This window comes from Methylomonas sp. MK1 (assembly GCF_000365425.1).
GTDB lineage: Bacteria > Pseudomonadota > Gammaproteobacteria > Methylococcales > Methylomonadaceae > Methylomonas.
In genome coordinates this window covers 300,735-324,093 of sequence record NZ_AQOV01000002.1, presented here as the reverse complement: position 1 = coordinate 324,093, position 23,359 = coordinate 300,735, and the positions used below count along the sequence as shown (strand labels likewise).

Here is a 23,359-nt window from a genome sequence, read left to right as displayed (position 1 = left end):
GTGCAAGCCTGGCACGAACGGGATCAACTTGTTATCCGGCCTCCATGGTCAGCCGGAAGGAATTAAACGGAAGTCCTTGAAGAATCCAAATCCGCGAGACGGCCGACAACCCTCTTAGTTAACTTAAAAGCTTCGGAACCGAAACTAGTCGCGAAAGTTATTGAACTGCAAGGGTTGCTCCAATTCTTCCGTGCGCAACATTTGAATCACTTCCTGCAAGTCGTCACGTTTTTTGCCGGTCACGCGCACCTTATCGCCGTTGATCGCGGCCTGGACTTTTAGTTTCTTATCCTTGATCAGCTTGACGATTTTTTTCGCCAGATCGGTACCCACACCCTGCTTTAAGGTGATAGGTTGCTGAGCAGTTTTGCCGGTGTCCTGAATCTTGCCGCTTTCCAAACTGGAAATATCGATGCCGCGTTTACCCATTTTGGCATACAAAATCGGCAACATTTGTTGCAGTTGAAAGGTCGATTCGGCTTTCATCACGATGCTGTCGTCCTGCTGTTCGAAACAGGCATTGGAGCCTTTGAAATCAAATCGGGTAGCGACTTCTTTATTGGCCTGGTCCACTGCGTTGGTCACTTCGTGGCTGTCGAGTTCTGAAACGATGTCGAATGAAGGCATAGCATTGATTTACAAGTATAAAAGTTGGGCAACTATAACGACCTTAGCGGCTTTATTCAACTGCTATCTGAGCGCCCGTGGCACGCAAACCCTACTTGTCGCTGGCCGATTTAGCGGGTATCTTAAACTGACGTCAACGGAGACACAGATGAAAAACCCGACTACATTCACACTTGCCCTGATCGCCGGCCTTACCCTGCTGATCTCCGGAATAATGACCGGTTGCGGCCAGGACCAAGCAAAATCAAGCGCTCCCAGCAAAGCCGCCGTCAAACAAACCCTGCGCACTACATCGTTGCTCGGCGCGGTCAGCGACAACGCCGGACCGCTGAAAACCGGCACTGTCAGCTTACTATCCGAAAGCGGGAAAACGCTTGCCAGCACCGAACTCAACAATAGCCAGCGCTATGAAATTCAAGTACCCGCCGGCACCGATTTACCGGTCATTCTAAGTTACACACCGGGCCCCAACGCGCCGAAAGAGGCACAATTAATCAGCGTGGTGATCCATCCCGACGCCAGCAAATACGACATAAACCCCACGACCACCGCCATCGCCAAACAAGCCAAGGCTATGGGCGGTTATACCCATAACAATATGGTGCAAGCAGCGGAAAGTACCGCGCATGTGCCCGATGCCAACAAGACCACATCCGGTTTTCGTGGCGACCCGACAACACAATACGGTGGCTGGCACTAGTCTGTGCTTGGACAGTCCGATGGTTTCCGGCAAAAGCACTTAACCGCCGCTCAGTGCCTGAAAAATATAGACAACCCCATGCTCCGAGACCCGATCCGAAAGCGTCTTTCTGTCGACCACAATGGTATCGTCAACGCTAAGGTAAACATGGCGGCGCAACGCCCCGCGTTCATCCAGTATGTAATCGGTGAATCCTGGAGCAAGCTGGTTGACGGCTTGTAAAACTTCCGCCACCGAACCGGCCGGCACCGTTATTGCGCTGCCCTCCAATCCAGGAAAGAAGCGGTAAAGATGCGAAGTCATTTTTACAGTCGGCATGGCGGCTAACCAAAACGTACCGAATAGACCGGCGGAAAATGGTTACCCAGACACTGCCAGGTCTCGCCCCGGTCTTCCGACAAATAGACGTTGCCGGTGGTACTAGCAAAACACAGGCAATCGCCGGCAATATCAAGCCCATGCCTCAGGACAATATCGTAAGCATGCTCCTGCGGCAGGCCGGCGCGAAAGGTTTGCCAAGTCTGCCCGCCGTCTGTGGTCCGGGCCACACACAAGCCGCCGCCAATTGCCATCCGTTCCGAATCCGCCCGTGCCGGCACTACCCAGGCAATGCGACCGTCACGCTCATCGACAGCAATCGGGAAACCAAAATGTACGCCGGCATCCGGTAGACTGACCTTGCGCCAGTGCCGAGCGCCGTCGTCGCTGTAAAACACGCCGCAATGATTTTGTTGCCAAAGATGCTCCGGTTGCCCGCAACAGTGGGTCATGAAATGCGGATCGTGACCCCAATCCGCCGCCGGATTCGGCAGATAGTCCATCAACAAGCCGCCATTTCGACCTAGCCAAGTCCGGCCGCCGTCCGCGGATTCCAATACGCCAGCCGACGATACCGCGACATGAATCCGATTCGGGTCGCGAGGATCGACAACGACGGAATGAATGCCAGGTTCGAATACGCCGTAATCGATACTGGCCGGCGTGCCGCCCCAGCGATTCTCGCTGGTCGCCTCGCCGGCAAACAAATCGCCGCCTCGGCTCTCGTGATTCCACAACGGCCGGTTTAGCGTCCAGCTGTCGCCGCCATCGTCGCTGACAAAGAGCCCGCCGGGAATAGTACCGGCATAAATCCTGCCGGCTTGTTCGGCGCTGCCGAAGGCCAGATGCCAGATCTTGAACACCGTGGCATGCTGATACTCGGCCTGTCCAACCGGGGCCTCGGGATCGAAATCCGGCGTTGGGAGGTATTTGACGATGTAGCGCGCGCCTTCGGGATACTTTAACGACGACACATCTTCCCAGGTCTCGCCGCCATCGCGCGACCGCGACAGCTTCGGCCCCCAATGGCCATGATCCAGCGAAGCCCACAAGGTGCCGTCACGCGGGTCGCGCGCGGCGTAGCAAACCGGAATGCCGGCATGGGCAATGGGACGCGGACGCCAAGCGCCTTTCGTCCGATCAAATATGACCGTACCCTTGCGGGTACCCAAAATAAGCATATCGGACATGGCTATACCTCTCTTTGCAATGGATGTTTTTAATTCGAGCGAATACTTCAAACGCAGCCGCGTGTCGTCCATCGCTGCGCAAATTTGTCGCAGTTACGACAATTTCATCTAGGTTTATACGGTTGTTGTCTTTCCACCCGCGCCGCAAAAAGCTGCAAGCCATGCAGAGCAAGGCCTGTAAGCTAATAAGCAAACTGGATTGAATTTTGCTTGAGCTAAGTATTACTTTTCATTTAGCTGGGGCCAACCATGTCAAATACGGTATTTTCCGAAATTCTAAGCGGTTTGTACGATAATCAAGTCATTCCCTATCTGGGGCCGGGAGCGGTGTTCGATGCCAAAAGCAAACTGACGCAAGAGCCGATGCCCGCCGACAGCAACAGCCTGATTTTGGCGATGAATGGCGGCAAACCCATGGCGCCGAAACTGATGTACGAGTTTCCGCGCGCGGCGATGAACCAGGAACTGAAGCGCGGCCGCAACTATGTCTCGCAGTTTCTCGACAAGACTTACGGACAAATTCAATACACCCGCGCATCCATGCATGATTGGTTGAAAGAATGGCGGCCCAAATATGTGGTCGACGTTAACCGCGACACCCAATTGCAAGACAGCTATGCGGACGAGGAACACACTCTGATTATCGGTGTCGCGCGGATCGTCGCTACCGCTTTTCGGTTCAAAATTTTTCATTACGACGGCAGCAGCTATTTCGAAATTCCGCAGGAACAAGTCGATAGAAATCTACCGATCTTGTTTAAACCTATGGGCACGCCAAAACCCGAATCCAATTACATCGCCTCCGATGCCGACTATGTCGATTACATCACCGAGCTGATGGGCGGTTTCGCGATCCCGGATTTTTTAAAGGATTACCGCAAAGGCAAAAAATACCTGCTGCTGGGTTTGCCGCTCAATCGCGATTCCGAGCGGATGGTCATGAGCGACATCACCTACGGCGCCGACGAACACAGAGGCTGGTTTTTAAGAAAAAACCCTACCGACAAGGAAAAACGCTTTAGCGCCAAAATGGGCTTTGAGCTGATTAACGCCGACTGCCAGGACTTCCTGCAATCGGTACAAGCTTCGGCTGTCGCCGCTTAAAAAAATCCCGCAAGCTCGGCCGGTGAGAACACGCGGCCGGGCTAAACCTAAACGGTCGAATAGTTTCCGCGCGCGCCGTTTCGACCGTTTTCTTTAGCCAAATATAACTGCCGATCAGCCTCGTCCAACAATTCGGACGGCATCTGTTGCAGATCCGGCACCACTACTGCAAAACCAGCGCTAATCGTCACCCAAGGCGAAGCGCTGGAGCCGGTATGCGGAATTTGCTGCGCTTCAATGCGCCGGCATAGCAGTTCGGCCACGCGTCGGGCGCCTTCGGCGTCGGTTTCCGGCATCAGCATGACAAACTCTTCCCCGCCGTAACGCGCCACCAAATCGCCAGAGCGACTCACCGAGGCCGCCAATATCGTTGCCACCTGCCGCAAGCATATATCGCCCGCGCCATGACCATGACAGTCGTTATAAGCTTTAAAGTAATCGACATCCACCATGACTAATGCCAACGGCAACTGATTGCGCTGCGCCCGCTTCCATTCGTTTTCCAACACCTGATCGAAGCGCCGACGATTGGGGATGCCGGTCAGACCGTCCATCCAGGCCATCGCTTCCAACATATCGGTCATCCGTTTCAGGCGAATATGATTACGAATCCGTGCCTTAACCACCGGCAAATAAAACGGCTTGGTAATGTAGTCCATCGCACCGAGATTCAGCCCGTATTCTTCATTGGTCGCCGCATTCATCGCCGTCACAAATATCACCGGAATAGCCGCTGTTTGCGGGTCGCTTTTCAGACGCCGGCAGACTTCATATCCGTCCATGCCCGGTATCATCACATCCAACAGGATCAGATCGGGCGGACCTTGCCGGTCGATGGCCTCCAGCGCCGCCTCACCGCTGACCGCCACCTTGATGCGATACTCGTCGATCAAATTTTCCGCCAACACCTGAATGTTGGTCGGCGTATCGTCTACGATCAAAATCAAGGGCTTGGAGATCTCGGTAGTCATGACTATCCTCTGTTTTGTCGCTGTGACGCTATCAAAGTTACCAACTCGGCAAGCGTCACTCGAGCCCGCCCATAGTCGATATTGCCGACCTGTTTTTCTATTTTTTTTATCAGTAACTGGGTTTCCGGGCAAGGCAGCGCGCTCTTCAATTGCTCGATCAAGTCATTCGGTACAAAATCGCTCCCCTCCAACAAGTCGCGCAACTGGCCGGCCAACTCGTTTGCCGCTACCCAATCGGCGGCTTGGCTCTGCTCTTCTGCAACAACACCCTTAGCGGTGAAATCGGCAATCGTGTTCAGGGTTTCCGCCAAACTGGTCTCGCAAGCGGCGAGGCACGCGTCGAACGGCATGCCGGCATGCAAAGCTTCCTCCAGATTCGCCGCGGCCCGGCTTAGTTCGACAGCGCCCAGCACGCCGGCGGCTCCTTTCAAATTGTGCAGCAAATCGACCGCCTGCTCGGTTTTTTCGGCGCTATGCAAGGCTCTCAGGCGTTGCATTGTATCGGCAAATTTATCCCTAAAACACTCAAACAAAAGTTGTAATTTACGGCTGTCCTCGCCGATCATAATCCGAATATACGCCATATCGAATCCAGGCAGTTCCCTGGATAAGCAGGAGACCATAGACGCTGACTTCGGCGGTGCCGGCTCGAGAGATACGCTTCGTCCCGACGGTTTGATCCAACGTACCAACGCCGCCATCAAAGTCTGCGGCAACACCGGCTTGCCGATATGATCGTTCATGCCGGAAGCGTAACAATCGTTGCGCTCGCGCTCCTGTACCGCCGCCGTCATGGCAATGATGGGCAATTCGGCAAAGCGCGCATCCTGGCGGATCAGCCGAGTAGCTTCGATACCGCTCATCTCCGGCATTTGTAAATCCATCAATACGGCGTCGTAACGGTTTTTCCTGACCGCCTCGACCCCTTCCCGGCCGTTATTAACCACGGTGACGTGTAAGCCGGAGCTTTCCAGATATTCCCGGGCTACCATTTGGTTGACCTCGTTGTCCTCCACCAACAGAATGCGTGCCCCACGTATCGAAGCCGCCATCCCCGCCAGCAGCGGCCGGCTTTGTTCAGTGCCCTGCTCAGGGTTGCCGCCCTGCAAACGCGTCAAGGCTTCCAGCAAGGTCGATGGCATCACCGGCTTGACCAAAATATCGTCGGGTATCGCATCGCCCGCCGCACTTAACAATTTCTCGCGGCTGAAGGCGGTCACCATAATTACGACCGGGGCGCTGCGAATCTCGGTGCGGCGCACCATCTCCCGAATTTCCCGGGTAACCTGCACACCATCCAGGCCTGGCATTTTCCAATCCAGCAGCACCAATTCGAAATCCCGATTGACATCGTTGGCAGCGCGCAGTGCTTCTAAGGCTTGGGCCCCGGACGCGGCTTCCTCGACCTGGAAGCCCCAGGCCAGCAAAATATCGCGCAACATCTGTCGGGAAATGTCCAAATCGTCGACGATCAACACCCGCATGCTTTGCAGATGGCCGGGAATTGGCCGCGCTTTCTGCTCGGACGGAAACGGCAGCAGCAGCGTAAACTCGAATAAGCTGCCTTCGCCAAGCTGACTCTGCACGGCTAAATTGCCGCCCATCATTTCCACCAGCCGCTTGCTGATGGTCAATCCCAGCCCGGTACCGCCAAAGCGGCGGGTAATCGAGCCGTCGGCCTGGGTAAAGGCATGAAACAAATGCTCGAGCTGTTCCGCAGACATGCCAATACCGGTATCACGTACCGAAAAACTCAAGGTGGAGTAGCCGTGGGTTTTTGCCAACTGCGAAACTTTGATATGAATTTCCCCCGCCTCGGTAAATTTCACCGCATTACCAACCAGATTGTTCAATATTTGCCCCAAGCGCAGCGCATCGCCAATTAAGCGCGGCGGCAATGCGGAATCCAGTTCCAGCACCAGCTCCAGGCCTTTTTCCTCGGCGCGGACGATGAACAGATTCAGCACATTCTCCAGCACATCCTCCAAACTAAACGCTTCGGTCTGCAATTCCATGCGGCCGGCTTCGACCTTGGAATAATCGAGAATGTCGTTGGTAATCCCCAGCAAGGCGAGCGATGAGGTGTGGATTTTCCTTAGATAATCGCGCAGCTTAGGCGACAGATCGCTGTTCAACGCCAAATCCGACAAGCCGATGATCGCATTCATCGGCGTGCGGATTTCATGACTCATATTCGCCAGGAACATGCCTTTGGAGCGCGATGCAGCTTCCGCTTCTTCTTTGGCTTGCAATAACTCTTCAGTACGCTGCGCCACTTCGGCTTCCAGGCGGTCGCGATGGCCGGTAAGGGTTTCATCGCGCAATTGGATCTCGCCCAACATGGTATTAAAGGCCTGCACCAAATCGCCAATCTCGTCTCGGTCGCGCTGCGCCACACGCAAGGTGTAATTTTTATCCTCGGCGATAAGCCGCGCGGCAGTAGCCAACTCCTCTATCGGCCTGGAAATGATGCGTTGCAAGCGGATTGCCAACAGATAAACCAATATCAGCGCCAGCCCCGCAGCCCCCAAACTCTTGCCTAAATCGACCAGTTGATCGTTCCATTGCGCGGTGAAATCGGCTTGCAACAACACATAGCCGACCAACTCGGTATTTTTGATCACCGGCGTGAATAGCTCGGCGCGCCGGCTCCAGAAGTTGGTGCGCAGTTCGCGAAACGGTCGCCGGTAGTCGCTGGGTATGCCGACATCCGCCGTTCCCCGGCTCCATGACGCGATTACACCGCCATCGGCGGACACCATCCAGGCTGCATTGAGCTCTGGCCGGTCTTTCAAAGACACCAGCAACCTGCTGGCTTCGGCTTTATCGGCAAACACCAGCGCGGCTTGACCGTTTTCGGCTAACACGTCCGCCAAACTGGACAATTCGTGCAACACGCTGCGATAGCGGCTCACCACCGAGCTAACTACCATCACCGACAGACTGACGAACAGGCATACCGCACAACTAAACATGATGATGGACACCAGTTTGCGCCGCAGAGACCAGTTGGCAAAATTGGGCAAAACGCGCATCAAACTATCTCCCGTAAACAATGGCGGCTATATTCAACAGTTGGCCGGGTAAATGCAGCCGGGCATTACGAATCGGTTCCAGATTCACTTCAAATACCACCTTATTTTCACGAAACAGCAAGCTGATACCGCCGCCTTTTTCGGCAAAGTCGTCGATATCGGATAAGGTCAACACTGGCGCATCGCGCAGTGCTTTTAAGGTCACCACAAAGTGGGCTTTCTCTGAGCTGCCGAGAAACAACAGATGGCAATTAGTCAAATCCGGATCGGTATAGTTATGTTGGACAAACCGCAAGGTGCGTTCGCCGGCTTTGCGCCCGTCCAGGGCTTGTAACTCGCTGTCCAGCAAGCTATTGCCGACCACACATAGCAAAATGTCCGCACCAGGCGGCAATGCGTCGGCCGGCCATTCCACGAATTTGGCAAAATTGTATAGATAGGCGGCTTTGATCTGCGCCTCCGACAGGCTGGCGGCCGGCAACACCTGCCAGCCAGGCACTAAAAGGCAAAAACAGGCGAAAATCCATTTGCGCGCCCTATAGCGTCTGGATTGCGGTGCGAAAAAACGCTTGGTCAGATAGTTTTTGATAATGCCCCGCATCACGCCCGACGCGTAACCTAAACTTTTCTGTCCGGCCATTTCGTAATGTATGCGAGATCCTTTTTGCATCAGGTTTTGGTTAAGAACCGTCCGGGTAGATTAACGATGATGTTGTTTGGCGGGAGCCGGCAATCAAGTTTGTTAAGGTAGAAACGCAAACCCCAGCAATCCAGTCAGGGACCGGCTTGCGTTTCTAAGCTCGATGTCGAATGATTCAGTAATTTAACCACCTCTACCAGGGCAACGGCAAAAACCGTTCAACTCTACGTAGGCATTACCGGCAGCTGAACCGGCCACGCTGCACGCGCCTTCCCAATATATAGGCCCCACCCAAAAAGTATGCTGCGCGCGCAATTCCTGATCCTGCACCAAAGGCTGCACGGTAAATTTTTCCCCACGCACCTCGACTTCCCAACCGGAAGGATACGTACAGCCGGTGTTGGGACTGGTCCATTCACCGAGCACGGTTACCGTGAATTCGTGCGCCGCCAGCGTGACGGTTTGCCCTCGCGCATCGGTAATCGAGCCGGATTTTTCCACTGAAGTGTCGCTACCCTTGAAGTCGAACAACATGATTTGCCGGTTGTCGGCCAATTCGATCGCAAACCATTGCCAGCCTTGCAAAATGGCTTGGTAGAGCTCGCCATATTGTCTGTCGAACCAACTGTTGCCAGTGACCTGAAAAGTCTGGCCGCCGATACTGATAGTACCGGTGGTCGCCATTTTCGGCCGAGAATAGTAATAGGTATAGCCGCCGAAACGATAGGGATGCGGATCGCCACCGTAATGTAATGCCGGCGGCTGAGTGGCATTGAGCTCCAGGTCCAGCACATAGTCGCCGACTTGCGCATGCAAACGATCATGGCCATCGCCACCGACCGCTGTGACTTTATTGTCGGCGCCGGACGTCAGCTTGAAACCGTTTGGGGTTCGATTGGGCAAATGAAACTCGACGAACTCTTCAAACGAGAAACGTTGACCATTCACATCGGTAACCGCCGCCTGCACCAGCTGATCGCGAAAAATCACCAAACTGTCGAACGAGAAAAACACGATTTCAAAGCCAAAGCGACGGCCGTCGTCGGTGAATAAATGCCCGGTCCAATACCACCACTGCACTTGTTCACTAGGTAAAAAGGCATCGTCGGCCGGTAGCTCGACAGGACCGATCAGCCCGCGGCGCGGCAGAAATAAACACGCCAGCACGGTCAATACTAACAGCAGCCAAGGCAATAACGGCGGCTTCAGCAGGCCGACAATCAACACAATCCCGGCAATAATCCAGGGCAATTTTTTCCAGAGCTTACGCATGGTCGATACTCTTTACGGGTTGAAAAATCAAAAGCGCCAGCTGAGTTTGCCGTAGATCGAGCGCGGCACTTCCACAGCACTACTCGGCAAGGACAGCGCGGATGAATCTTTATATTCGGGATGGCTGGGCGAGAACAGATTTTGGGCGATGACGGCGAACTCCACGCCGTTATAGGGTTCGTAAGCCAGTCTGGCATCAAAGGTGGTGTAGGCCGGCACCGCCTGGCTGGTGGAATGCAAGCGGCCAACGTGGCGCAGGGTAAAGTCGAGCTTGATTTTTTCCGGCAAATCCATCTGCCAGCGTAAGGAGCCGCGATGGCGTGGGCTCAGGCCGGCAATATCCGGATTGAGCGGATCCTGGGGGATTTCCATTTTCAGATGACTGTAATTGCCGCTGAAGCGCATCCAATCCAACACATGCCATTCACTGGCGATCTCGATGCCGCGCGTGGTGAAATCTTGCTGAGCGTTACTCCAGATCAACGACTGGGTGAGCCCTACCAACTCCCCGCGGCGGAATAGCACCAAATCGCTGTAATGGTTGCTGAAGGCGGTAATATCGGTGGAGAATTTTTCGGTCCACTGAGTGCGGTAACCGATTTCGGCGGCGAAGATTTTTTCGGCGCGGAGATTGGGGTTGGGCTGAGCGATGACTTGAATCTGATCGAAAGGCGCCGGCAAACCGGTCGGCACGCCGCCCAGCCCCACATTGGCCTGGGCTTCGCCGCGCGCCGGTGTCCGCGACGCCCTAGAAACCGAGGCCCATACCGAATGCACTTGGTCCGGTGTCCACATTAACCGGGCATTAGGCTGCACTTGAGTATTACCGAAATGGCTTTCTTCCAGCTTGGTGCCCAGCGTCAAGCGCAGGGTGTTGTCTATCAACGTGATATCGTCCTGCACGAAGACGCTGCCGTTGTGGTAACCCAAGCTGTTGGGCGTAAAGGCGATAGCCGAGGTATTGACCGTGGTACTGTGAATAAACCGGTAACTGGCGCCCCACATCAAATCGTGGTCGGCATTGGGATGCAGGCGATGCTGAAAATCGATATCCAACATATCTTGACTGTCGGACAGCGCTGCGGCGCTGAAAGCGACCCGGTCATAATAGCCTTGCAGCATGAATTCAGAACCGTCGCTGAAATTGCCTTCCCAACGCGCCAGCAGGTTGGCGCCATCGGCATGGTCGTCGAAATTGAACTCGCGGTTAAACGGCGGCAACACGGTTTGCGGTACCACGGTATTACCTATGGTCTTGCGGTAAACATCGCCTTGCACGGTGTAACGGCTGTCATTGGAGATGCGGTCGTCGATGCGAAAACCGCCCTGCACCGAGCGCCAGTCGTCGTGCAGCCTTTCTCCGCTTGCGTTAACAAAGGTATCGCGCTCAAAGGTTTTGGCATACACCCGGTAACTACCGTCGTCGCCGATACGACCACCGTGCCGATAACCGGCGAAGCCGCGCTCCTGGTTGCCGCCGCCGGCCACGAACAGATTACCTTGGGTGTCCTTGGCCTTCTTCGTAATGATATTGATCACACCGTTTACCGCATTGGCGCCCCACATCACCGCGCCCGGCCCACGGATTACTTCGATACGCTCGATGTCTTCCATCAGCGTATCCTGTAAATCCCAGAATACCCCGGAAAACAGCGGCGTATAAACGCTACGACCATCCATCAGTACCAGCAATTTATTGGCATAACGGCTATTGAAGCCGCGCGCGGTAACCGCCCAGACACTGGCGTTGATTTGCGCTACCTCAAGGCCGGGCGCCAGGCGAAGTGCATCGGGAATACTGGTGGCACCGGAACGGCGAATGTCTTCCTGACTGATCACGAACGCCGCCGCCGCGGTATCGGATACGGTCTGCGACTTTCTGGAAGCCGACGACACTTCCATTTGCATCAGTTCGTTGATGGAAAAAGCTTCGATATCCGGCGCGTTATCTGCCACCGCGCTACCGAAGATATTGACGTTAAGCGCCATACCGAACAGGAACAGGTTTAATCGATTCGTCGCTTGTATTTGATACCGACCATCAAGCCATATCTTTGCTTTCATTTTTTTTATTATTTTGAGGTGACAACTATTTTGACGCGGGGGGCCGTCGGCTATCCATCCAGCGATACCCGCTCCGGCAAACCGTTTACAAGATAGTCGCTAAATGCCGATAAAGGGTCTGCAATGCGCCAACATCGAAAAATTCATTGCGTTTTTTGAGGGCTATCACATTTCATGCGGCAAAATTGCGCGCCAGCGACAAGTAATCGGCTCCGCGCTAAGGCAACGCTGGTTGCAGCGCCATCTCTGCGAAAGCGAAGCTCCTGAACTTTGAATGTTCCGGGTTCCGATTCGGACGGGAATGACGGTGATGAACAAATCAGCGCGGCCAAACGCCGGACCGTAAAAGTGAGCGGAAATGCTTACCGAACGATGGAAGTACCCTTGATTTGCACATAGACGGCCATGCCGGGCTGCACGTTTAACAACATCGCCGATTTTTGGGTGATATGCGCCAGTAGCACCTCGTCGCCGACTGCCAGTTGCACCACGGTTTGGCCCTGCCCCATTTCGCTAAGCGCCAAAACCTGGGCCGATAAAATATTCAAGATGCTGGAAGCTTCCGGCGGTTGCAAGGTAATACTGACGTCGCGGGCGTAAATTCTGATTCTCACCGAGCTACCAATCGGCATATCCAAATACGGCAAACTCAGGCTGCCACCGGCGAATTCGGCATGGCTGAGATGATACTCGGCTTCGTGGCTGATCAACTTACCCTGCCAGACGCTGGCCGCTTGCCGATCCAAAGCCATAGGCCCATCCAGCCGCGTCAGGGTTTCCGCCAGCGGCCCGCAGGCTAAGGCCTTACCGGCGGCCATCACCAGCAGGTGGTCCGCGAGTTGATTGACCTCCTGCAAGGAGTGGGTGACGTACAGAATCGGGATTTGCAGATTCTGATGCAAGCCGGTCAAATACGGCAGGATGTCCTGCTTGCGTTGCTCGTCCAGCGAGGCCAGCGGCTCGTCCATCAACAACACATCCGGACTGGCGGCCAAGGCTCTGGCAATGGCTACGCGTTGCCGTTCGCCGCCGGACAGCCGGGCTGGCAAGCGGTCCAGCAACGGCCCTATCGCCAGTAATTCGATAGCCTGCTCTAAGGAAAATGCCCTATCTTTGGTTCGCAAGCGCCGCACTGCATAATCCAGATTGCCGCGCACCGACAGATGCGGGAACAGATTGGCCTCTTGAAACACATAAGCCAGATTACGTTTATGGGTGGGCAGGAAAAAGTCTTGCTCGCTATCTTGCCAAAGGGTGTCGCCGATTTTCAAAAAGCCCTGCGTTGGCCGTTCCAACCCGGCGATACAACGCAGCAAGGTGGTCTTACCGGAACCGGAGTGACCGAACAGCACCGTCACACCGCTGGCAGGCAATTGCAAATCCACATCCAAATCAAATTGGTCGTAAGCCAGGCGCAAGCGGGCCTGAATGCTGGGCACTTGGGACATAGTCATTTCAAGGATTGCGTCAGGGTTTGGGTTTGTTGGCTGTTGTACAGCAGCAGTAACACCAAGAAAGAGAAGATCAGCAAGCCGCCGGCCAGCCAATGCGCCTGCCCGTATTCCAAGGCTTCGACATGATTGTAAATTTGCACGGATACGACGCGGGTTTTGTCGGGAATATTGCCGCCCACCATCAATACCACGCCGAATTCTCCGACGGTATGGGTAAACCCCAACACGCCAGCGGTTAAAAAACCCGGCTTCGCCAGAGGCAGCGCCACGCTGAAAAATCTATCCAGCGGCCCGGCTCCCAAGGTCGCGGCAGCTTCCAGCGGTGCATCGCCCATTGCCACGAAGGCGTTCTGCAAAGGCTGCACCACAAACGGCAACGAATACAACACCGACGCCACCACCAAACCACCAAAGCTGAACGGCAAAGTGCCTATACCCAACCACTGGGTGAATTGCCCTACCACCCCAGCCGGCCCCATCAACACCAATAAGTAAAAGCCCAATACCGTCGGCGGCAGCACCAGCGGCAGAGCTACGATGCTATTGATAACACCTTTCCAGCGCGAGCGGCTGCGCGCCAACTTCCAAGCCAGCGGCGTACCCAACAATAGCAACAGTAAGGTAGCCAGACTGGCGACGCGAAAGGTCAAAAACAAGGTGTCGAGATCGGCGGCGTTTAGCATGCAAGGCTTGGTCTAAGTGACGGGGAAATCGCTACGAGGCGACACATCTGCGGTCTATTTTCGCTAATCGGGCTGGTAGAACGCCAGCAAAATACGCAATGGCGTTCAGCAAAACCGCAGCTACGATGAGTATCGGCACAATAGGCGCGACATTATCAGCGCCTATCCCGATTGAGTTATTCACCCGGCCCTTAATTTCCCTGGCGTCGTCGTGCCCGCAAAGGCGGAAGCGACGATTTTAAGGGCCGGAGTAGTCTTCGACTTGCTGCTTCCCCCTCTTTTTCAAAGAGGGTATATCTTAAAGATTTAAAGTTATTGCAGTTAAATCAACAACAAGGGCTTATTTTCCGATAATCTGCAAGCGGTTTTCCAGCTTGGCCGCCACCAAGGCATCGTAATGCCGTTGCAGCATCGAATCGGTTGGCCGCGGAAACAAGGTTGCCTCAATCTCGCTTTGCAATTGCGTCAAAAAATGCCGTTTGAGGACCGAATCCTCGGGCAGTCCCTTCGCCGGACCACCGACATCACCTACTGCTTTGCTAGTGCCGCTGGATTTACTGGACTTTGCATAAGCCGACAGCATGCACCCCAAGGGCGCGAATGCACAGGCAGCCACAATCAGCATAATCAATCCGACCCATATCACTTCACTCATTTCATCACCTTAATGACATTGCCAAAAAATCGGCGATAGGCTTTGGCACGCGCCTGCCGCCCTCTTGAAAATCCCAGTGATTCTCAATTGACCCACAGCAATATCAATGCCACGGAACTTAGCGCCCGCAAGCCCCGGAACACAGGGACTTTCAGGGATGTGTCACAGTTTGAGTGTATTGTTTTGAGACAGGAATGCGACAAGACCGCAACATTCAGAAAAAATTGTCAGCGATACAAGTGCAGACGTTTTCATGGGAGCGATGCCTTTCCCAGTCACTAGACTTAGTACCCAGGCAAAACATTCCGCTAATAGATTGATGGTTTGCTCGCGCACTTCACGCATTGCCAAAATGCCTCGGCAAATTGGCATGCAAACCCGCTACGCACGTTAATTCGACTCAAGCCTCGCCGCCAGCTATTGAAACGTGATCAACGTCCGAAACCCTTGATTCAGACGAGTTGGCCAGCAAATCTTTGACTAAAGCATTCGGGAAACGCCGGCTCGGCGTGATGGCATAAAAGCGCTCGCGAATATCCGCGATACGGTAGCGCTCCACCAACAGACCTTGGCGTAATTCATCCAGCACAACCACCGGCGGTACGAGGGTCAAATGGCCGGACTCGCGCGCCAGCAAGCGCAGCATCGCCATGTCATCGACTTCGGCCACCACAATTGGCCTCACGCCGGCTTGTTCCAGCAAGAAATCGAACGCGGCCCTAATTTCGCTTTCAATGCTCGGTAACAGCAGGGGTCTGCCATGCAGATCCTGCGGGAATTGAAACGGCAGATTGTCGGCGCAGGGTTTACCGACCAAGCTGACCGGCTGTTCATCCAATAGATGGCAATGCCAATTGGTTTGCGCATCTCGCGGTACCGGCCGGTTGGACAGCACCAGATCGATGGTGTGGGTATGCATTTGCGCCAGCAATTCGCGCAGGCTGCCGGAATGCAACACCAGTTCGACATCGCTGCGCAGGACTAAGGAGCGGACCAACTCCAGCTGAAAATTACGCGACAGCGTAGACACTGCACCAATCCGCAATAACTGCCGTTCGCCCGCCGAACGGCCATGCATCAAGCTGATCAATTCATCGCCAGCCCGAAAAATGGCGTTGGCGTAATCCAGGGCAATCCGTCCGGCTTCGGTTAATTGCAGGCGTTTGCCCTCACGCTCGAACAACTTTTGCCCAAACGATTCTTCTAGCTGACGCAATTGAATACTCAGCGCCGACTGTGACACATGTAAGCGTTCAGCAGCCCGCGTCAAATTGTTTTCGTTGGCGATCATCCAGAAATAACGCAGATGGTGATAGTTCAGTGAGGCCATTTAGTCATTAACAAAAAAGAACATTTAGATTAAATACATATATTGGATGAATCAATAGCCGATTGCTAGCATGACCTCACTCTCAACACTTCGGAGATTCTCATGAACCGTACTATCAGCTGGGCAATCTTATGCATCGAACAATCTGACAGCAACGCCACATTGCTAATTAGACAGGAGTTGCTGCCATGACATCCTTGATCAGTTACTTGGCTGTTTCGACTCCGCTGCTGTTGTTTCTATCCGGCACTCCGTCCTCCGCCTGGGCGACACGCCACCCGCAGCAAATGGGCAAACTGTGCGGCGCTTTATCCATCATGGCGGTACTCACAGCCGGGCTTTCCGGCATCGGCATTTTCTATCCGGTTTCATTACCTGCTGGTGTCGCAGATAACGGCTTATACATCGACAGACTCTCGGTCATCATGCTGATGCTGGTGGCGTTCATAGGCGCCGTGGTCATCCGCTATTCACGTCATTACCTGGATGGCGATCCTGGTCAGGGCCGTTTTTTTAAGTGGCTGGCCTGGACTATCGCGGCAGTGATGACCCTAGTCATCGCCGGCCACTTCATATTATTTGTGCTGGCCTGGATTCTCACCAGTCTGTGTTTGCACCGATTATTGTTGTTTTATCCGGAACGCCAGGGGGCTCGTATCGCCGCGCGCAAGAAGTTTGTCTTCAGCCGCTTAGGCGATTGCGCGCTGATTTTGGCAGGGGTTTGGCTTTATCAAGTCTTCGGCACCCTTGAATTCAGGGAATTGTTCGCACTTGCAGACAGACCGGTTGCGGACACCGGCTTGTTGAACGCCGCAGCCTTTGCCCTGGTGATTGGCGCTGTGATCAAATCGGCGCAGTTTCCATTTCACAGCTGGCTGCCGGAGGTCATGGAAACCCCCACGCCGGTATCGGCGTTGATGCATGCCGGCATCATCAATGCCGGCGGATTTCTAGTGATACGCATGAGCCACATACTGGTGCAGGCGCCCGTCGCACTGCACTTGCTGGCAGTCATCGGCACCATTACTGCTCTTTTCGGCTCATTGGTGATGCTGACTCAAACCAGTATCAAAAAATCGCTGGCCTTTTCCACCGTCGGCCAGATGGGTTTCATGATGTTGCAATGTGGGCTCGGCGCATTTTCCTCGGCGATGCTGCATATCGTCGCCCACGCCTTGTACAAGGCGCACGCCTTTTTATCCAGCGGCAGCGTGGTGGACATTGCTCGCGCGGCCTGGGCTCCGCCGATTCGCGACAGTCGCCATCCAGGCGAACTGTTGCTGGCGTTCATAGCGGCCTTGGGCTTGACCGTTGGCAGTGCCGGCTTGTTCGATCTGACATTTAGGGAAGAGCCGGGCATTGTGCTGTTGGGTGCCATCTTGCAAATGGCCTTGACCTACTTGTTGTGGAATGCCGTGGCCCATCAAACCGGTCCAGCGCAAATCGGCAAAGCCCTGCTGATTGCCGCCGGGGTTAGCCTTTTGTATTTCGCCCTGCAAACCGGCTTCTTGCATTTACTGCGCGCAGACATTGCTGACCAGATGCCGATAGACAGCGTGTTCGATAGTGTTTTGCTGATCATCGTACTGGCGGGCTTTTTCACGATTTTGATGTTACAGATTCAGTACCCGGGCCCGGCGGCTGCCCAGGTTTGGCAAGCAGCCTACGTGCATATCTACAACGGCTTTTACATCAGTACTCTGACCAACCGCATGATTCATCGGTATGGGTCCAAGCCCGTCAGTCTTAGCCATCGTCACTCTGGAGGAATGTCGCAATGAACTCAGCCGTATTGTCATTTAAAACACAGCCCTCATTCGCTGATGCCGAGATAGTCAGCGTTGCCGATGGCACGCATACCTACCAAACCCCGGATATAGTTGCAGCCGTTGAAAGCGCCTGCACCCGCATCGCGCCGTTATGGCCCCTGCAACAGTTCGTCGCGGTCAATCCGTTTCTGGGTCTAACTGAGCGCAGCTTTGCTGATGCTTGTGAAGTCAGCGCGCGGATGGGTCAAGGCGAGATGCTGATGCCGGCGAGTTTCTACGCCGAACACTATCGTTCGGGCCGCATTGAAGAGTCCGATGTCAGGCAGGCACTACAACTTGCCGGCAGCAGTATGTCGCTAGAACAATGCCTGTCCCTATTGCATGAAGCGTCGGGCCAGGATTTCGGGTTGACCGGCAAGCGCTGGCAGACCTTGGCGGAGCATCTGGACGCCATGCGTGGCAGCCAGTGGTCGGTATTGATTACCGAGGAAATATCCAAATGGTGCGCGGCTTACTTCGATCAAGGCCAATCGGCCTGGCGCATGCCGTGGCGGGGACTGCCGCTGTATGCCGCATGGCGTCGGGCCGCGGCAATCGATCACACCCCGGAACTGGCAGGTCTGAGTTCATTTCGCCAGACAATAAATGCCTTGCCGGAGCAGGCCAGCGAAGCGATCTCTGAGATACTGACAGCGATGGGCTTGCCGATTAGCAGACTCGACGATGCCTGTCACCGGCAGTTGCTGACCATCGCCGGCTGGAGCGCCTGGGTGCGTTACAAACATTGGCAAGCCAGCCCTGAGCAAACCCGTGAGGCTTTGCTACAACTTCTGGCCATAAGACTTAGCTACGACTATGCGCTGTGGGTTACGGTTGCCAGCCCGAAAGATGTCGAGACATGGCAAGCTCATTGGCGCGATTCGCCATTGTCGCTCACCAATACCGGTGCGGCGCTAGAGGCGCGCCATATCATGCAGTGGGCTTACGAATTAGCGAAGCAGCGTCCCTTGTTCGACAAACTCGCCAGCGGGATTGCGGCAACAGGTCCCGGCTATACTGACCGCAAAACCGTGCAGGCGGTATTTTGTATCGACGTGCGCTCGGAGATTTATCGGCGTTCCCTGGAGATGCAATCCAATACCATAGAGACCCTGGGCTTTGCCGGTTTCTTCGGTTTCCCCATCGAATACATCGCTCTTGGGCACCATCATGGTCAGCCGCAATGTCCGGTTTTGCTGAAGCCTAGATTCCGGATTCGGGAAAGTGTAACCGATGCCGATGTCGGCGAACTGCGCGGCATCCTGGAAAAGCGCTGGCTGCGCAAGCGCTTGAATAGACTTTGGAAGGGCTTTAAAAATTCCGCGGTGTCGTGTTTCTCTTACGTGGAAATTTCCGGTCTGAGCTTCGCCGGCAAATTGCTAAGCGACAGCCTGGGTTTGACCCGGCCGGTAGTGAAACCGGGTATCGCCGGTCTGGACAAAGCCATCGTCCACCGCATCGGCCCGGTCATTACCCGCCAGCGCGGCCGTCTGATTGCCAAGGGGTCAGTAGTCGAAACCGGTATCGCCCTTGGTGAGCGCATCGAACTGGCGCGCAAAGCGCTGCAGGGCATGAGCCTGACAGACGGTTTTGCCCGGCTGGTGTTGTTATGCGGCCACGGCAGCACCACCGTCAACAATCCTTACGCTGCCGGCCTGGATTGCGGCGCATGCGGAGGACACAGCGGCGAAGCCAACGCCAGGGTGGCGGCGGCGGTGTTGAATGATCGCGAGGTCCGCGCCGGCCTGGCAGCGCAGGGACTGACTATCCCGAAAGACACCTGGTTTGTCGCCGGTTTGCACGATACGACCACGGACGAGGTGCGGCTGTTCGACCTTGAGCAAATCCCGCATTGCTTCGGCGAAGACCTGTTGCTATTACAGCGCTGGCTGAATCAGGCTTCACAACTCACTCGCCAGGAGCGCGCGCCGGGTTTGGGATTACCCCGCCACGATGCCGCTGCGCTAATGAAAGCCGTTACTCAACGCAGCCGCGATTGGTCGCAGATTCGTCCGGAATGGGGTCTGGCGGGGAATACGGCTTTTATTGCCGCGCCCAGACAACGTACGTATCACTTTGAATTCGACGGTCGGGTATTTCTACACAACTACGATTACCGGCAAGACTCGGATACTGCGATTTTGAGTCTGATCATGAGCGCGCCAATGGTGGTGGCCAGCTGGATTAATCTGCAGTACTACGCCTCGACCGTGGATAACCGCCGCTTCGGCAGCGGTAACAAAGCGTTACACAATGTGGTCGGCACCATCGGCATTCTCGAAGGCAACGGCGGCGATTTGCGCACCGGCTTGCCTTGGCAATCGCTACATGACGGCAAAACCCTGCGCCACGAGCCGGTGCGTTTGACCGTGGTCATCGAGGCACCCGCCGAGATGATCGAGCAAGTATTGGCAAACCACGCCGAGGTTCGGCAATTGGTAGACAACCACTGGTTACACCTGACGCGCATCGATCCGTTGGACAACCGCTGCTATCGCTATCTACAGCCGCAGCACTGGCAAGCCGTCACCAATTATGGCAAGGAGAGATAATATGAACGAGCGAGTAAACACACCCTTTAACCAGACACACGCAGCGGCGGACCACCTGGACTTACTGGAAGCCGAGGCGCTGTTCATCCTCCGCGAGGTGATTGCTGAATGTCGCCATCCGGTGTTGTTGTTTTCCGGCGGCAAGGATTCGGCGGTGTTGTTACATCTGGCCTACAAGGCGTTTCATCCCGAGCGCATCGGCTGCGCGCTGTTGCACATCGATACCGGTCATAATTATGACGAAGTGATTGCCTATCGCGACCGGATGGCCGAACGCTACGCTTGCCAGTTGCACGTGCGCAGCGTCGAAGACTCGATCCGTAAAGGCTCGGTACGTTTGCGGCATGCGTTGGAATCGCGCAATGCCTATCAATCGGTGACTTTGATGGAAGCAATCGCCGAATTTGGTTTCGATGCCTGTCTGGGCGGTGCCCGACGTGACGAAGAGAAAGCCCGGGCCAAGGAACGTATCGTCAGCGTGCGCGACGAGTTCGGTCAATGGGAACCCAAAAATCAGCGCCCTGAGCTCTGGTCTTTGTACAACACCCGCGTGGCACTGGGCGACCATCTACGGGTATTCCCGATTTCAAATTGGACCGAACTCGATGTCTGGCAATACATCCAGCGCGAAGACATCGAACTGCCGGCGCTTTACTTCGCCCATCCGCGTGAAGTGGTGAGACGCGGCGACATTCTGGTGCCGGTAACGCATCTGACACCGGCCCAGGCCGGCGATACCGTAGAAACCATCAGCTGCCGTTTCCGTACTGTCGGCGATATTTCCTGCACCGCGCCGGTGGCATCGTCAGCCGGTAACGTAGCCGACATCATCGCCGAAACCGCCCAATGCCTGCTGACCGAACGTGGCGCGACCCGCCTGGACGACCGCGCCTCCGATGCGGCGATGGAACAACGTAAAAAAGAGGGGTATTTCTGATGAACGCACCTAGCTATGTGACACTTGAAAGCCAATTTGACGAGACCGTGCAACCCGCTAATTCCGGGCTGCTGCGCTTTATCACCGCCGGCAGCGTCGATGACGGCAAGAGCACGCTGATTGGTCGCTTGTTGTACGACACCGGCAATGTCGCCGCCGATCAATTGGCGGCGATTCAAGCCACTTCGCAAAAACGCGGGCTGGCGGCTATCGATTGGTCGTTGTTGACCGATGGCCTGATCGCTGAGCGGGAACAAGGCATTACGATTGATGTGGCCTACCGTTATTTCGCCACATCGCGGCGTAAATTCATCATCGGTGATGCGCCCGGCCACGAGCAATATACCCGCAACATGGTCACAGCCGCCTCCAGCGCCGACTCGGCGATTTTGTTGGTCGACGCCAGGAAAGGCGTCACCACCCAGACCCGCCGCCACGCCTATCTGGCACATTTACTCGGTATCCGCGAGTTAGTGCTGGCAGTGAACAAAATGGATTTGGTGGATTGGCAACCTGCGGTATATCAAGGCATCGTGGATGCGTTCAACGCCTTCGTCAGCGCCTTGGGTCGTCATCACGTGCAAGCCATTCCGCTATCGGCTTTAAATGGCACCAACGTGGCGACGCGCGCGGAGGCGATTCCTTGGTACCACGGTCCCAGTTTGCTCGAATACTTGGAAGCCGTCCCGGCCCGGCGCGATGCCGAGCGGGCCCCGCTAAGGCTGCCGGTGCAGCGTGTGGTGCGGGTGATGCTGGGCAATGCCGCCAACGGTGCAAACGATAAGGAATTTCGCGGTTATCAAGGCACACTGGCTTCGGGACAGCTGCACATTGGCGACGAAATAGCGGTGTGGCCGACCGGCCAGCGGGCGCGCGTCAAAGGTTTGCATGTGGCCGAACAGTCATTGGCCGTCGCAAGCACAGACCGCGCGGTGGTAGTGGCGCTGGATAGTGAAATCGACATTTCGCGCGGCGATATGCTGTCCAACGCCATTCAGCCGCCGCGGGTCGTCAAGACACTCACTGCCGATATGTGCTGGTTGTCAGAGCAGCCACTGCAATCGCGGGTTAAGTATCTGATTAAACATACCACCCGCACCGTTAATGCTTTCTTCGAAGAGTTAAGTTACCGGGTTGACGTCAACACGCTGGACCACCAGGCCACCCCGGAAACGGCGGTTATGAACGACATACTGCGGGTCAAACTGAAATTGCAACAGCCATTGTTAGTCGATGCGTATGTCGATAACCGCACCACCGGCAGTTTCATCGTCATCGATCCGGCGTCTTTGCACACGGTAGCGGCTGGCGTGATTATTTAACGCTATAGGGTCTAAAAACAGGAATCCTCCAAATGAATTGGAACGAATATGTGCAATTGCTCGCCGGCTTGATTTCCGTAGTCAATCCGATCAGTGCCATGCCGATTTTTCTGTCGTTGACTGCGACAAAATCAGCTGGGCAACGTCGGCAGACAGCAATGACCACCGCATTTGCGGTGGCGATGGTGTTGTTCACCTCGCTGCTGGCAGGAGAGCCTATCCTGAATTTCTTCGGCATCGGCCTGCCTGCGTTTCGGGTGGCCGGTGGTCTGTTGTTGCTGTTGATGGGCATATCGATGCTGCGAGTCAGCGATGATCGTTCTCGGCACACACCGGAAGAAGACGCCGAGTCGCACGAAAAGTCCTCGGTAGCGGTGGTGCCCTTGGCGATTCCCTTGTTGGCAGGGCCTGGCGCGATCAGCACCACCATCGTCTATGCACATCGCGATTTGTCCTTGGCGCACTATTTGTTGTTCAGCGGCGTGATCGCGTCCGTCAGTTTGATCGTGTTGCTGATTCTGTTGCTGGCACCGCGCATTATCGCCGTGATGAGACAAACCGGCATGAATGTGGTGACGCGGGTGATGGGCTTGTTGTTGACCTCGACCGCTGTGGAATTTATCGCCGGCGGCATTACGGAGCTATTTCCTATTTTGGCGAGAGGCTGAGGATTGCACTAAAAATAACTTCCCGAAAT

Annotated in this window: 19 protein-coding genes; 7 read left to right on the top strand and 12 right to left on the bottom strand. The window is 55.1% G+C overall.

Annotation, left to right across the window (positions count from 1 at the left end):
• Positions 1–144 precede the first annotated feature (144 nt).
• Positions 145–627, bottom strand: a complete 483-nt coding sequence (locus tag G006_RS0118345) for a YajQ family cyclic di-GMP-binding protein (protein ID WP_020484686.1) — start codon at positions 625–627, stop codon at positions 145–147.
• A 148-nt stretch (positions 628–775) separates the two neighbouring features.
• Here G006_RS0118345 and G006_RS0118340 point away from each other — a divergent pair, with 148 nt between their 5' ends.
• Positions 776–1,327 (top strand): hypothetical protein, encoded by a 552-nt coding sequence (locus G006_RS0118340; protein WP_020484685.1) that lies wholly within the window; start codon positions 776–778, stop codon positions 1,325–1,327.
• 39 nt (positions 1,328–1,366) lie between these two features.
• Here G006_RS0118340 and G006_RS0118335 read toward each other — a convergent pair whose 3' ends face one another.
• Together G006_RS0118335 and G006_RS0118330 are read right to left on the bottom strand one after the other, a co-directional pair.
• Positions 1,367–1,645: a MoaD/ThiS family protein gene (locus G006_RS0118335; protein WP_026147153.1), complete on the bottom strand. Its 279-nt coding sequence runs from the start codon at positions 1,643–1,645 to the stop codon at positions 1,367–1,369.
• 5 nt (positions 1,646–1,650) lie between these two features.
• Positions 1,651–2,835 (bottom strand): WD40/YVTN/BNR-like repeat-containing protein, encoded by a 1,185-nt coding sequence (locus tag G006_RS0118330; protein WP_026147152.1) that lies wholly within the window; start codon positions 2,833–2,835, stop codon positions 1,651–1,653.
• A 249-nt stretch (positions 2,836–3,084) separates the two neighbouring features.
• Here G006_RS0118330 and G006_RS0118325 point away from each other — a divergent pair, with 249 nt between their 5' ends.
• Positions 3,085–3,939, top strand: coding sequence for an SIR2 family protein (locus G006_RS0118325; RefSeq protein ID WP_020484682.1), 855 nt, complete (start codon positions 3,085–3,087; stop codon positions 3,937–3,939).
• Positions 3,940–3,986: 47 nt separating this feature from the next.
• Here the strand turns inward: G006_RS0118325 and G006_RS0118320 are convergent, their stop codons facing one another.
• The 9 genes from G006_RS0118320 to G006_RS25940 form a co-directional block, all read right to left on the bottom strand.
• On the bottom strand, positions 3,987–4,910 hold the full coding sequence (locus G006_RS0118320) for a diguanylate cyclase domain-containing protein (protein ID WP_020484681.1): 924 nt from the start codon (positions 4,908–4,910) through the stop codon (positions 3,987–3,989).
• Between the two features lie 2 nt (positions 4,911–4,912).
• Positions 4,913–7,945 carry a hybrid sensor histidine kinase/response regulator gene (locus G006_RS0118315; protein WP_020484680.1) on the bottom strand — a complete coding sequence of 1,011 codons (3,033 nt, stop codon included), beginning with the start codon at positions 7,943–7,945 and terminating at the stop codon, positions 4,913–4,915.
• Positions 7,946–7,949: 4 nt separating this feature from the next.
• On the bottom strand, positions 7,950–8,615 hold the full coding sequence (locus tag G006_RS0118310; protein WP_235048887.1) for a YfiR family protein: 666 nt from the start codon (positions 8,613–8,615) through the stop codon (positions 7,950–7,952).
• Between the two features lie 153 nt (positions 8,616–8,768).
• Positions 8,769–9,857 carry a lipocalin family protein gene (locus G006_RS0118305; RefSeq protein WP_020484678.1) on the bottom strand — a complete coding sequence of 363 codons (1,089 nt, stop codon included), beginning with the start codon at positions 9,855–9,857 and terminating at the stop codon, positions 8,769–8,771.
• Between the two features lie 27 nt (positions 9,858–9,884).
• A complete protein-coding gene (locus G006_RS0118300) occupies positions 9,885–11,921 on the bottom strand; it encodes a TonB-dependent receptor plug domain-containing protein (RefSeq protein WP_051067723.1) in 2,037 nt (678 codons plus the stop codon).
• A gap of 362 nt (positions 11,922–12,283) precedes the next feature.
• Complete coding sequence (modC, locus tag G006_RS0118290; protein WP_409521193.1) at positions 12,284–13,360, bottom strand: molybdenum ABC transporter ATP-binding protein; 1,077 nt, start codon at positions 13,358–13,360, stop codon at positions 12,284–12,286.
• Between the two features lie 11 nt (positions 13,361–13,371).
• The gene (modB, locus tag G006_RS0118285) at positions 13,372–14,058 is read right to left on the bottom strand and encodes a molybdate ABC transporter permease subunit (protein ID WP_020484674.1); all 687 of its coding nucleotides are present in this window, start codon (positions 14,056–14,058) and stop codon (positions 13,372–13,374) included.
• 340 nt (positions 14,059–14,398) lie between these two features.
• Positions 14,399–14,713 carry a hypothetical protein gene (locus tag G006_RS0118280; protein WP_020484673.1) on the bottom strand — a complete coding sequence of 105 codons (315 nt, stop codon included), beginning with the start codon at positions 14,711–14,713 and terminating at the stop codon, positions 14,399–14,401.
• Between the two features lie 400 nt (positions 14,714–15,113).
• Positions 15,114–16,043, bottom strand: a complete 930-nt coding sequence (locus G006_RS25940) for a LysR family transcriptional regulator (protein WP_051067722.1) — start codon at positions 16,041–16,043, stop codon at positions 15,114–15,116.
• 188 nt (positions 16,044–16,231) lie between these two features.
• Here G006_RS25940 and G006_RS26690 point away from each other — a divergent pair, with 188 nt between their 5' ends.
• The 5 genes from G006_RS26690 to G006_RS0118250 are packed head-to-tail and all read left to right on the top strand — an operon-like array spanning position 16,232 to position 23,330.
• On the top strand, positions 16,232–17,824 hold the full coding sequence (locus tag G006_RS26690) for an NADH-quinone oxidoreductase subunit L (protein WP_020484670.1): 1,593 nt from the start codon (positions 16,232–16,234) through the stop codon (positions 17,822–17,824).
• Positions 17,821–20,403 carry a YbcC family protein gene (locus tag G006_RS25935; RefSeq protein WP_020484669.1) on the top strand — a complete coding sequence of 861 codons (2,583 nt, stop codon included), beginning with the start codon at positions 17,821–17,823 and terminating at the stop codon, positions 20,401–20,403. Before G006_RS26690 ends, G006_RS25935 begins: the two co-directional genes overlap by 4 nt.
• Before the next feature lies 1 nt (position 20,404).
• Positions 20,405–21,340 (top strand): sulfate adenylyltransferase subunit CysD, encoded by a 936-nt coding sequence (gene cysD / locus G006_RS0118260; RefSeq protein WP_020484668.1) that lies wholly within the window; start codon positions 20,405–20,407, stop codon positions 21,338–21,340.
• Positions 21,340–22,662 carry a sulfate adenylyltransferase subunit 1 gene (locus G006_RS0118255; protein WP_020484667.1) on the top strand — a complete coding sequence of 441 codons (1,323 nt, stop codon included), beginning with the start codon at positions 21,340–21,342 and terminating at the stop codon, positions 22,660–22,662. Before cysD ends, G006_RS0118255 begins: the two co-directional genes overlap by 1 nt.
• A gap of 32 nt (positions 22,663–22,694) precedes the next feature.
• Positions 22,695–23,330, top strand: coding sequence for an NAAT family transporter (locus G006_RS0118250; protein WP_020484666.1), 636 nt, complete (start codon positions 22,695–22,697; stop codon positions 23,328–23,330).
• Positions 23,331–23,359: the final 29 nt, after the last annotated feature.